This window comes from Kitasatospora sp. NPDC096128, assembly GCF_040303105.1.
Classification (GTDB): Bacteria; Actinomycetota; Actinomycetes; order Streptomycetales; family Streptomycetaceae; genus Kitasatospora.
On the sequence record NZ_JBEOSP010000005.1, the window covers coordinates 223,531 to 235,530 of the forward strand.

Here is a 12,000-nt window from a genome sequence, read left to right on the forward strand (position 1 = left end):
ACGGGGAGGAGTCCGCCCATGTCCACGCTGCGCGTCACCGCCGAGAAGCTGGTCATCCTGGAGCACCCGAATGCCGATGCCCTGGAGTTGGCGCAGGTCGGCCTCTACCGGGCGGTGGTCGCCAAGGGTGTCTACCGGACCGGCGACCACGCCGTCTACATCCCCGAACAGGCAGTCCTGCCCGATGAGTTGGTCGATGAGCTGGGCCTGACCGGCAAGCTGGCCGGCGGCGCGGCGAACCGGGTGAAGGCGGTGCGGCTGCGCGGGGAGCTGTCGCAGGGCATCGTCTGCCGGCCCGGCGCGCTGGCCGGCACGGACCTGGCCGGGGCCGCGGCGCGGGGCGAGGACTTCGCCGAGCTCCTCGGGATCGTCAAGTGGCAGCCCCCGGTGCCGACCTCGATGAGCGGTGACGTCCTCAGCGCGCCCGACCTGCTGCCCTGGGTGGACATCGAGAACCTCAAGCGCCACCCCGACGTCTTCGAGCCCGGTGAACCCGTGGTGGTGACCGAGAAACTGCACGGCAGCTGCTGCCTGGTCACATACACCGCCGCCACCGGTGAGGTGCGGGTCTCCTCCAAGGGGATCGGCGCCCAGGGGCTGGCGCTCGTCGAGGACGAGCGCAACCTGTACTGGCGGGCGGTGCGCGCGTACGACATCCCGGCGGTGGCGGCCCGGTTGGCCGAACGGCTGGGCGCCGAGCGGATCGGCGTCTTCGGCGAAGTGTTCGGCGAGGGCGTGCAGGACCTGACGTACGGGGCCTCCGCGCGCACCGAGCGCCCCGGGTACGCGGCGTTCGACGTGTCGGCCGTGGTGGACGGGCAGCTGAAGTGGCTGTCGGCCGCCGAACTCCTCGACGGCGAGCTGCCGTTGGTGACCGAACTGTGGCGCGGCCCGTTCGACACCGCGACGGTGCTGGCCCACGCGCAGGGCCGGGAGGCCCACTCCGGGCGTGAACTCCACCTGCGCGAGGGCGTGGTGGTCCGGCCGGTGGTCGAGCGCTGGAGTCCGGTGCTCGGCGGGCGGGCGATCGCCAAGGTGGTCAGCGACGCGTACCTGACCCGCAAGGGCGGCACCGAGTACGAGTGAGATCGAGTGGCATCAAGTGGCATTGGAGCGGCATCAAGTGGCATCGAGTGGGCTCGAGTGCGAGTGGGTCGGTCGCGGACCCCGACCCGCCCCCTTCTTCTCTTCCGTGCGGCTTCCTCGGCTGAAAACCCGTCAGTAAGGTCGAAGGGTCGCCAAGCGCAGCCAGCGCCGAGGAAGTCGAGAAGGAGTGCCGATGGCCACCGCAGCCGCCATACCCGGACCGGCCGGGAACCCCCTGGTCGGATCGCTCTTCGACCTCACCCGCCGCCCGTTGCGCACCTACCTCGCGGCCCGGCGCGACCACGGCGACGTGGTGCGCATCGCGGCCGGGCCGCCCGGTCTGCGCGTCGACCTCTACGGGGTGTTCTCGCCCGAGGGCGTCCACCAGGTGCTGGGCAGTGAGGCGGCGAACTTCCGCAAGGAGAACAACTTCTACGACGAACTGCGGGCCAGCGTCGGCAACGGACTGCTGACCAGCCAGGACGAGGTCTACCAGCGCCAGCGCCGGCTGATCCAGCCGCTGTTCACCCGGCGCCGGGTCGACGGCTACGCGGAGGCGCTCGCGCAGGAGGCGCAGGCGCTCGGCGATCGCTGGCGGGCGGTGCCCGGCGGGGTGGTGGACGCGGCCGAGGAGATGTCCCGGTTCGCGCTGCGGGCCGTCGCGCGGATCCTCTTCGGTGCCGACGTGGAGGAGGCGGTGGAGGTGGTGAACCGCAGCTTCCCGGTGCTGGGCGAGTACGTCAAGGAGCGCGGATTCGCGCCGGTCCGGCTCCCGCGCGGCTGGCCGACGCCGGGCAACCGGCGCGGCCTGGCGGCGCAGCGGGCGCTCTACGAGGTGTGTGACCGGATCATCGCCGAGCGGGCTGTGCGCGGGGGCGGCGTCGACGAGGCGGACGACCTGCTGACGCTGCTCGGGCGGGCCCGCGGTGAGGACGGCGAGCGCCTGGATCCGGCCGAACTCCGGGACCAGGTCCTGGTGTTCCTGCTCGCCGGGCACGAGACCACGGCCACCTCGCTGGCCTTCGCGCTGCATCTGCTGGCCAAGCACCCGGAGCAGCGCAAGCTTGCCCAGGCGGAGGCGCGGACCGTCCTGGACGGGCGGGCGCCGACGGCGGCGGACCTGGAGCGGCTGCCGTACCTCACCCGGGTGCTCAAGGAGGCGATGCGGCTCTTCCCGGCGGCGGCGCTGATCGGGCGGCGGGCGGTCGAGGAGACGGTCATCGACGGGTACGTCATTCCGGCGGGGGCCCAGGTCGTGATCGCGCCGCTGGTCACCCAGCGGCACCCGGACCACTGGGTCGAGCCCGAGCGCTTCGAGCCGGACCGGTTCCTGCCGGAGAAGGAGAAGGCCCGGCACCGGTACGCGTGGTTCCCGTTCGGCGGAGGGCCGCGGGCCTGCATCGGGCAGCACTTCTCGATGCTGGAGTCGGTGCTGACCCTCGGGGTGCTGCTACGGGACTTCGAGCTGGAGGCGGTGGACCAGCGGGTGGCGCTGGCGCAGGGGGTCACGCTGCGGGCGGCGAGCGCGATGCGGGTGCGGGTGACGGCCCACGGGGGTCGGCGGCTGACAGGTAACAGCTGACAGATGACAACTAACAGATAACGGATAACAGATGTTGAAATCTGTTATCCGTTATCTGTTAGTTGTTCGTTGTCAGGCGCCCGGGCATCACTGGGCACAGGACCGGGTCATTCGAACACATCACCCCAACTGCGCGTGCAGCTTTTCAGATCTTCGCCTGACCTATTCCAGCCGCTCGATAGCGTCCCACGCACCCCAGGCCGAAAGCGCACATGCGAGCGGCATATGCCGCTCGGATGCAGTCCGCCCGGCCGGGGGTGCCCGGGGGCTCCGCCTGCCGCCCCGGGCCCGACCGGTCGACCGGAGGTCCCGTGGGCGCCCTCAACCAGTTCAGCCTCGGCTGGCTGACCCCCGTCCTGTCGTACGCGATGGCCTGCACCGGTGCCGCACTCGGGCTGCGCTGCACCCTGCGCGGCCTGGCCGCCACGGGCGCCGCCCGCCGCAACTGGCTGCTCACCGCTGCGGCCGCGATCGGCTCCGGCATCTGGACCATGCACTTCGTCGCCATGTTCGGCTTCGCCGTCGACGGCACCGAGCTGCGCTACAGCGTGCCGCTGACGGTGCTCAGCCTGCTGGTCGCCGTCCTGGTCACCGGCCTCGGCCTGACCGTGGTCTGCTACGGCCGGCACCGCGGACTGGCCCTGCTGGGCGGCGGCTGCATTACCGGCGTCGGCGTCGCCGCGATGCACTACCTCGGCATGGCCGCCGTCCGGATGCACGGCGGGCTGCGCTACGACGCCGGGACGGTCGCCCTCTCCGTCCTGGTCGCGGTCGGCGCCGCCACCGCCGCGCTCTGGGCCGCCGTCACCATCCGCAACGTGTACGCGGCGGCCGCCGCCTCGCTCGGCATGGGCCTCGCGGTCAGCTGCATGCACTACACCGGGATGGCCGCCGTCCACGTCCGGCTGGATCCCGCCCGTACCGGCCTGGGCGGGGTCAGTCCGATGGAGTTCGTCTTCCCGCTCGCCGTCGGCCTCGGCTCGTTCCTCTTCCTGGCCTCCGCCTTCGTCGCGCTCTCCCCGACCGCCCAGGAGCGGGTCGGCTACCTGGCGGCGGGGGAGCTGGCGATCGAGGAGTTCCCCGGCCTCGGGGCCCGGCCCGGCCCCGCGTCCGCGGGCCCCGCGCTCTCCGACCCCTACGGCCCCGACCCGGACGGCCCCGACCCGTACGGCCAGGACCGCGCTGCCTGAGCCCCGCCGCGTCCGAGCCCCGCTGCCCCCGCCCGAAAGGCCCCCGTCCATGCGCGAAGTCCGCGGTACCACCTCCGGCGCCCGCCGGGGTGCCCACGCCGGGCCACCCGCCCGTTCGCCGCGCCCCGGCCCCTGGCTGCGCCCCCGGACCGTCCGCGCCCGGATCATCGCCCTGCTGATGGTGCCGGTCGTCTCCGTCCTCGCCCTGTGGGGCTTCGCCACCGTGACCACCGCCCAGGGCGTCTGGGACCTGCTGCGCCTGCGCGACGCCCAGCGCGGCCTGCTCACCCCGGTCGCCGACACGGTCTCCGGCCTGCAGGCCGAACGGGCCGCCGCCGGGCAGCTGTTGGCCGGCCCGGGGCTCGTCCCGGGGACGGTGCCCGCCGCGGGCCGGGAGGGCGCTCTGCGCGAGGCCGCAGCCGCCACCGACCGGGCGCTCACCCCGCTGTACCCCGATCCCAGCCACCCCGGCCAGGGCTACAACCGGGCCGACGCCCAGGGTCTGGGCGCCGAGGCCGCCGCCCGCCTGGACGACCTCGGCGCCGCGCTGGCCGACCTGCCCGCGCTGCGCGGCAGGGTGCTCACCCGGAGCGTGGGCTGGCCGGAGGCGTACGCGGCGTACGGCGCGGCCGTGGACCGGGCGCTGGCCGTCTCCGGCGCGGTCGCCGCGTCGCAGGACGGCCGCTCCGGAGCCGACGCTCGGGCGCTCCCGGACTTGGACCGCGCCCGTGAACTCCTGTCCCGTGAGGACGCGTTGCTCCGCTCCGCGGAGCTCTCCGGCGCGCTCGGCGACGAGCAGCTGCGCGAGTTCTCCGGCACGGCCTTCGCCCGCCGCGCGTTCGAGCAGGGCGCGGCCGCCGGCTTGGGCTCCGCCGACCGGGACGCGCTGCTCGCCGTCACCGGCAGCCCGGACCACCGGGAGCTGGTCGGCTACGAGGAGAAGGTCCGCACCGCCGCCGACGGGCGATCCGCCGTCGCCGCGGTACCGGCGGACCGGTGGGCGGCGGTGGCCGTGAGTGTCGCCGACGGGCTGCGCGGCGTCGGGGACAGCGCCGGACGGCTCGCCGCCGAGCGCCGGAACCCCTACGCACTGGGCCTGTTCACCCCGGCCGGGGTCGCCGTGCTGCTCGGGCTGCTGGGCGTGGTCGCCTCGCTGGTGGTCTCGGTGCAGATCGGCCGGGGCCTGGTCACCGAGCTGACCGGCCTGCGCAACTCGGCACTTGACCTGGCCGGGCGCAAACTCCCCGCCACGATGCGGAGGTTGCGCGCGGGTGAGGAGGTGGACATCGAGGCCGAGGTGCCCCGGCCGGTGGGCCGCGACGACGAGATCGGCCAGGTGCACCGGGCGCTCGGCACCGTGCAGCGGGCCGCCGTCACGGCGGCGGTGGAACGGGCCGAAGTGCTGTCCGGGGTGTCCGGGGTGTTCGTCAATCTCGCGCGCCGCAGCCAGGTCCTGGTGCACCGCCAGCTCGCCCTGCTGGACAGCATGGAGCGGCGCACCGAGGATCCGTCCGAGCTGGCCGACCTGTTCCGGCTGGACCACCTCACCACCCGGATGCGCCGCCACGCCGAGGGCCTGATCATCCTCTCCGGCGCCGCCCCCGGCCGGGCCTGGCGCCGGCCCGTCCCGCTGGTGGACGTGGTGCGGGCGGCCGTCTCGGAGGTGGAGGAGTACGCCCGGGTCGAGGTGCACCCGCTGCCGCGCGCCGCCGCCGTCGGCCACGCCGTCGCCGACCTCACCCACCTGGTGGCCGAACTGGTCGAGAACGCCACGGGGTTCTCCCCGCCGCACACCAGGGTGCACATCCGCGGTGAACGGGTCGGCAACGGCTACGCATTGGAGATCGAGGACCGCGGCCTCGGCATGGGCCCCGCCGCACTGGCCGCCGCCAACCGGCGGATCGCCGCCGCCGAACAGACCGACCTGTTCGACAGTGACCGGCTCGGCCTGTTCGTGGTCAGCCGCCTGGCCCGGCGGCACGACGTCCGGGTCTCCCTGGTGACCTCCGCGTACGGCGGCACCACCGCCGTGGTGCTGCTGCCCACCGGGCTGCTGGCCGACGGGCGGGAGGAGCCGGGGCAAGACCACGAGCCGGTACCGGAGTTGGACGTACGGCCCGGTCCGGAGGCGGAGCCGGTCGAGGCCCTGTGGCCGGCGCCCCCCGCCGCTCCGGACGCCGGCTCCGGTCCTGCGTGGTGGCCGCAGGAGGGGCCGGCCCCCATCCGGTCCGGGGCGGAGCCCGTGGAGCCCGTGGAGCCCGTCCTCCCGGGCGGCGGGGTGGCGGGGACAGAGCTTCCGGCGGCGGGTGGGCCGCCGCCGGAGGGCGGGGCGTTGCTGCCGTTCGGCGTCCGGGGCGTCGACCCCGGGCCGACGCGCCGCACCCCGCTCCGGGCCTCCGGCGCCCGGACGGCCGGACCGGCTGCGGATGGGGGCCCGGGTGCGGCCTCCCGTCCGCAGCCCGGTCCGCCGCGGCCCTATGGCGCGGTGGCCGAGACCTTGCCCGGCGTGCGTCAGCCGACCGATGAAGCGGGCGAGTTGCCGCGCCGGGTGCGCCAGGCGAGCCTGGCGCCGCAGCTGCGGGAGACGCATGCCGCCGCCCCGCCCGGCGGCCGCCGGGCCACCGCCGGAGCCGGAGCCGGGGCCGCCGGGGCCGGGGCCGGTGCCGGGCCGGGCACCCGCAGTCCGGAGGAGGCGCGGGCGGCGATGGCGGCCTTCCAACGCGGCTGGGCCCGCGGCCTGCGGCTCGAAGCCCGGCCCGAAGCCCGGTCCGAGGCCCAGCCCGGCACCAGGCCCGACACCCGGCCCGAGGCCCGGCCCGGCACCAGGCCCGACACCCGGCCCCAGGTCTGGCCCAGCGCCCGCAGCGAAGCGCGACTCGACACCCGACCCGAAGGAGACCGGCCGTGATCGGCACCACCCACCGCACGGGAGAGCTGAACTGGCTCCTGGACGAGTTGGTCCAGCGCGCCCCCGAGATCCGCTTCACCGTGATGCTCTCCGCCGACGGCCTGGCCATGGGCAGCTCGGCCGGTCTGGCGCGCGAGGACGGCGAACACCTGGCGGCCGTCGCCGCCGGTTTCCACAGCCTCGCCAAGGGCGCCGGACGGCACTTCGGCGCGGGTGAAGTCCGCCAGACCATGGTCGAGTTGGAGGGAGGCTACCTGCTGGTCGCGGCAGCCGGGGAGGGCGCCTGCCTGGCCGTGTTCGCCACCGCACGGGCCGATCTCGGGCTGGTCGCCTATGAGATGGCCAGACTGGTCCGCCGGGTCGGCGAGCACCTCGGCGCCCCGCCCCGCGCGGTGCACGGCGGGTGAGTCCGGTGCCCCGGCCGGACCGCCCGTACCACCGGGCGGAGCACGCCTTCCACCCGTACCACCAGCGACATCCGGAGCACTCGCGGGCCGCCCCCGACCGGCCGCCCCGCAACCCGCTCGCCGCCGCCCACCAGGCCCGCTGGTACGACGACGAGGCCGGGCCGCTGGTCCGCCCGTACGCCATGACCGGCGGCCGGACCGGCGCCGGTGAGCAGCAGTTCGACCTGATCGCGGTGGTCGTGTCCGACCTGCCCGACCCGGCGCTCGCGCCGGACGGGCCAGGGCCGCCGGTCGGTCCCGAGCAGGCGCGGATCCTCCGCCTGTGCCTGGGCACGCCGCTGTCCGTGGCCGAGCTCGCCGCCGAACTCGACCTGCCGGTGGGCGTCGTGCGGGTGCTGCTCGGCGATCTGCTGGCGGCCGGGCTGGTCCGGGTCAACCGCCCCGTCCCGCCCGCCCTGCTCCCCGACGAGCGCATCCTCCAGGAGGTCATCCATGGGCTTCGCGCACTCTGACCACCCGTCCGACCCGAGGCACCCGTCCGACCGGACGCCCCCGTCCGGCCGGCGGCAGCCGCTCGGCCGGTGGCCGTCCGACCCGGTGGGTCCGGTGGACCCGTCCGACCCGGTGCTCGCGCTCAAGATCCTGGTGGCGGGCGGGTTCGGGGTCGGCAAGACGACGCTGGTCGGCGCGGTCAGCGAGATCCGCCCGCTGCGCACCGAGGAACGGCTGACCGAGGCCGGGCGCGGGGTGGACGACCTGGACGGGGTGGAGCGCAAGTCCGCCACCACGGTGGCGATGGACTTCGGCCGGATCACCATCCGCGAGGGGCTGGCCGTCTACCTGTTCGGGACCCCGGGGCAGGACCGGTTCTGGTTCCTCTGGGACGAGCTGGCGCAGGGGGCGCTCGGTGCGGTGGTGCTCGCCGACACCCGCCGGCTGACCGACTGCTTCCCGGCGGTGGACTTCTTCGAACACCGCGGCATCCCGTTCGTCGTCGCGGTGAACCGCTTCGCCGGGACGCGCGAGTACCGCCCGGAGGAGGTCGCCCGCGCGCTGGACCTGGACTCCGGCACGCCGGTGGTGCTCTGCGACGCCCGGCAGCGCGCCTCCGGCAAGGAGGTGCTGATCAACCTGGTGGAGCACGCCGGCCGGGTGCACGCCGCCCGGTTGCTGGCGGAGGTTGGCTCGGCCGGGTGATCGCGGCGGCGCGGCAGCGGAGCGGGTGAACTCCCCCGCTCCGTCCGGCTGATGACGAATTGCACACGAATGACTGCGCGGGACGAAAGGGCGGCCTATGATGTGACCTGTGTCACAACATGTCCGGTAGGGGTCGGGACAGGCCCCAACTGGGCGTTCAGGATGCCGATTTCCGGGGAGAGCGGCATGGCGGAATGCGGCGGGCGGTACACGGAAGGGCGGCACAAGGACTTCTGTCCGGGGCCGCCGGAACACCAATCCGCAGACTTCAACAGGGTGTTCACCGAACTCCTGCCCAGACTCCAGCAGGCGGCCGCGATGCTCACCGGGAGCCCGCTCGCCGCCGGTGACGTCGTCCACGACGCGTACCTGCGGATCGCCCGCCGCCCTGAGCGCTTCCTCGGCCATCCGCAGCCGTACGCCTACGTGTTCACCACGATGACCAACATCCTGCGCGACCAGTGGCGCCGGGAGCGCCGCCGGGCGGCGCTGCGCGAGCTGCCCGAGTCGGCCGAGGCCGCGGGCCCGGGCGGCGGCCGGCCTGCGTTCGATCCGTCGCCCGGCGGGATGGCCGAGCTCCAGGCGCGCTGGGAGGTGGTCCGCCTGCTCGGCTTCCTGACCGCCAAGCAGGCTCGCGCCGTGGTGCTGGTGGACCTCGACGGCTACTCCGTCGACGAGGCCGCCGAGCTGCTCGGCCTGCACCGCAGCACCCTGGCCGTCACCCGCCGCCGTGCTCACGTCCGGCTGCGCGCCGTCCTGGAGCGCGAGCGCCGGCACGACCCCTGAGGGCCGCCCCGCCCCGCCCCGGTCCGCCCCGCGCTGCGCCGCCCCGCCCCGCCCCGGTCCGCGCCTTTCCGGCTCTCCCGGTACGGGTGGGCCGCCGGGCCCGACGCACCGAGCCGACGGCAAGTCGGCTGATGCGCCACCCCGGCCCGTACGCTGAAAATCGTGATCACGTACGAGGACCACAGCGTCCGCGCCCTGGCCGAGGACGGCCGCTGGCCCGAGCTGCTCGCCGCCTACCGGCAGGGCCGGGCAGCCGCCGTCGTGCAGGCCGGGGAGCAGGCCGCGGTGGCCCTGACCGCGCCGCTCGGCCACCTGATCGCCTACGCGGCGCCGCCCGAGCTGGCCGTCCGGCTGTTCGACGCGGACGGTGGCGCGGGGACGTTCGCCGGGACGGGGGACCACGACGCCGGCCCGCTCTGGGAGGTGCTGGCGACCCGCCACTCCTGGCTGCGGCTGGCCCCGCTGCTCGGTCCGGCCCCGGTGCGCCGGCTGGTCGCGCACACCCGGGTGCTGCTCGGCGAGGACCTCTCCTACGGGGCCGAGCCCGATCCGGAGGGCGTGCCGCTGCGCCTGGAGTCCTGGGAGAAGGCGGGCTGGGACGAGGCCGCGCGGGTGCGGGAGTACCTGCCCGGCGGGGGAGCGCGCAGCGCCGTGCTGACCCTGCCGGCCAGCCGGGAGGGCCTCGGCGGGGTCGACCTGCCGCGGTCGGCGGCCCGGCCGGGCGGTCAGCGGGTCACCCGGGGGCTGGCGGAGCTGGCCTCGCTGGCGCCCTGGGCGGAGGTGGTCTGCGTCCGGGGCCCGGGTCCGCTGGCGGCCGCCGTGCTGGCCCGGGCCCGGCGGGTGGTCGGCGGGTTCCTGCCGTTCGCGCTCGCCTATCCGGCGCTGGTGCAGGCCGCCGCGGTGGGCCGGACGCACGGCTGCGCGCACGGGCGGTTGCGGCTCTGGCGGGCGCTGGGCGCGATGGCCGGGGCGCAGGGGCCGGACCGCTCCGAGGTGGACGCCCTGGTCGCCCGGATGCGCTGCTTCACCTGGCAGGAGCCGGCCGCCGGGCTGCGTCATCTGCACCTGGCGCTGGAGGATCCGGCCAGTGGGGTGGCCTGGGCGGTCAGCGGCTCCCGGGAGTTCTGACCGGGGCGGGCGGAGGCAAGTGCCGGCGGGCGGGGGCGGGCTCGGTGGGGCGGGAACGCGGAGCCCCCGGCCCGGCGCCGTTTCCGGGGGAAGGTGGTTGGCGCCGGACCGGGGGAGTGGCGGGGCCGCTCAGGCGGCGGCGGTCGCGGCCGGGGCGGTGTCCCGGGCGGGGACGGCCTCCGGCGCGGGGACGGCGCCGTGACTGTCGACCAGGGTCAGCTCGTCGAACGGCAGCTCGCCGTCCAGCACCCGGCGGGCGCGCTCGGCGTCCAGTTCGCCGGTCCAGTGCCCGATCAGCACCGTCGCGACGGCGTTGCCCGCGAAGTTGGTGAGGGCGCGGGCCTCGGACATGAACCGGTCGATGCCGACGATCAGGCCGACGCCGTCCACCAGGGCCGGCTTGTGCGACTGCAGTCCGCCCGCCAGGGTGGCCAGCCCGGCGCCGGTGACCCCGGCCGCGCCCTTGCTGGCGATCACCATGAAGACCAGCAGCGAGATCTGCTCGCCGATCGACATCGGCTTGTCCATCGCCTCGGAGATGAAGATCGAGGACATGGTGAGGTAGATCGCGGTGCCGTCGAGGTTGAAGCTGTAGCCGGTCGGCACGGTGATGCCGACGACCGGGCGGCTGACGCCGAGGTGCTCCATCTTGGCGATCAGGCGGGGCAGCGCGCTCTCGGAGGAGGAGGTCGACAGGATCAGCAGGAACTCGCGCCCGAGGTACTTGAGCAGCGCGAACACGTTCACCCCGGCGACCAGGCGCAGCAGCGCGCCGAGCACCACGACGACGAACAGCGCGCAGGTGACGTAGAAGCCGATCATGATCACGGCGAGGCTCTTCAGCGCGTCGACCCCGGTCGCGCCGACCACCGCCGCCATCGCCCCGAAGGCGCCGATCGGCGCGACCCACATGATCATCGACATGATCCGGAAGACCAGTCGCTGCAGGTGCTCGACGCCGCGCAGCACCGGGGCGCCGACCGGGCCCATCGCCTGGAGGGCGAAGCCCGTCAGCAGCGCGATCAGCAGGGTCTGCAGCACCTTGCCCTGGGTGAGGGCCGAGAACAGGGTGTCGGGGATCATCCCGAGCAGGAAGTCGGTGGTCGACTGGGCGCCGCCGGCGGCCGCCTGGGCGTGGCCGGACTTGGCGAGCGCGGCGGTCAGGTGCAGGCCGCCGCCGGGCTCCAGCAGGTTGCCGACGACCATGCCGATGGCCAGCGCGATGGTCGACATGGCGAGGAAGTAGCCGATGGCGAGGCCGCCGACCTTGCCGACCTTCGCCGCCTTGGTGACCGAGCCGATGCCCAGCACGATGGTGCAGAAGATCACGGGGCTGATCATCATCTTGATCAGGTTGACGAACCCGGTGCCGATCGGCTTCAGCTCCACGGCGAAGCCGGGGGCGGCCAGTCCGACCACCACGCCCGCGATCACCGCGGCGATCACCGCGAGATAGAGGTAGTGGGTCCGGTCCTTGCGTCTGGGTCCCCCCGCCGTGGCGGTCTCGGTGATCGACATCTGCGGCTCCTTCGCCGTGCAGTCCTGGTGGCCCCGGGTGGTGGGCCGCTCCGACTATGGGCTCCGGGAGTGACGGAGGTCACGTTTGCGTTCATAGAGTTCACGGGGAGCGCGATTTCGCGCAGGAGTTGACGCGGGAAGGGCCCGGGCGGGGGTGAGAGGTGCGGGCGGGGGTGAGAGGTGCGGGCGTGGCCCGGC

Annotated in this window: 10 protein-coding genes; 9 read left to right on the forward strand and 1 reads right to left on the reverse strand. The window is 74.8% G+C overall.

From position 1 onward, the window contains the following. The first annotated feature begins 18 nt into the window (after window positions 1–18). The 9 genes from ABTY61_RS08495 to ABTY61_RS08535 all read left to right on the forward strand — a co-directional run bounded on the left by ABTY61_RS08495 (window position 19) and on the right by ABTY61_RS08535 (window position 10,284). Window positions 19–1,086, forward strand: a complete 1,068-nt coding sequence (locus ABTY61_RS08495) for an RNA ligase (ATP) (protein ID WP_350504171.1) — start codon at window positions 19–21, stop codon at window positions 1,084–1,086. A 193-nt stretch (window positions 1,087–1,279) separates the two neighbouring features. Further along, window positions 1,280–2,668, forward strand: a complete 1,389-nt coding sequence (locus ABTY61_RS08500; protein WP_350504172.1) for a cytochrome P450 — start codon at window positions 1,280–1,282, stop codon at window positions 2,666–2,668. Between the two features lie 311 nt (window positions 2,669–2,979). Next, a complete protein-coding gene (locus ABTY61_RS08505) occupies window positions 2,980–3,858 on the forward strand; it encodes an MHYT domain-containing protein (RefSeq protein ID WP_350504173.1) in 879 nt (292 codons plus the stop codon). 49 nt (window positions 3,859–3,907) lie between these two features. Further along, window positions 3,908–6,766, forward strand: coding sequence for a sensor histidine kinase (locus ABTY61_RS08510; protein ID WP_350504174.1), 2,859 nt, complete (start codon window positions 3,908–3,910; stop codon window positions 6,764–6,766). Further along, window positions 6,763–7,173: a roadblock/LC7 domain-containing protein gene (locus ABTY61_RS08515; RefSeq protein WP_350504175.1), complete on the forward strand. Its 411-nt coding sequence runs from the start codon at window positions 6,763–6,765 to the stop codon at window positions 7,171–7,173. Before ABTY61_RS08510 ends, ABTY61_RS08515 begins: the two co-directional genes overlap by 4 nt. Before the next feature lie 164 nt (window positions 7,174–7,337). Next, a complete protein-coding gene (locus ABTY61_RS08520; protein WP_350504258.1) occupies window positions 7,338–7,685 on the forward strand; it encodes a DUF742 domain-containing protein in 348 nt (115 codons plus the stop codon). After that, window positions 7,666–8,370 (forward strand): GTP-binding protein, encoded by a 705-nt coding sequence (locus tag ABTY61_RS08525; protein ID WP_350504176.1) that lies wholly within the window; start codon window positions 7,666–7,668, stop codon window positions 8,368–8,370. Before ABTY61_RS08520 ends, ABTY61_RS08525 begins: the two co-directional genes overlap by 20 nt. A gap of 276 nt (window positions 8,371–8,646) precedes the next feature. Beyond that, complete coding sequence (locus ABTY61_RS08530; RefSeq protein WP_350504177.1) at window positions 8,647–9,156, forward strand: RNA polymerase sigma factor; 510 nt, start codon at window positions 8,647–8,649, stop codon at window positions 9,154–9,156. A gap of 162 nt (window positions 9,157–9,318) precedes the next feature. Continuing rightward, window positions 9,319–10,284 carry a hypothetical protein gene (locus ABTY61_RS08535; protein WP_350504178.1) on the forward strand — a complete coding sequence of 322 codons (966 nt, stop codon included), beginning with the start codon at window positions 9,319–9,321 and terminating at the stop codon, window positions 10,282–10,284. A 129-nt stretch (window positions 10,285–10,413) separates the two neighbouring features. Here the strand turns inward: ABTY61_RS08535 and ABTY61_RS08540 are convergent, their stop codons facing one another. Next, window positions 10,414–11,802 carry a cation:dicarboxylate symporter family transporter gene (locus tag ABTY61_RS08540; RefSeq protein WP_350504179.1) on the reverse strand — a complete coding sequence of 463 codons (1,389 nt, stop codon included), beginning with the start codon at window positions 11,800–11,802 and terminating at the stop codon, window positions 10,414–10,416. Window positions 11,803–12,000 lie beyond the last annotated feature (198 nt).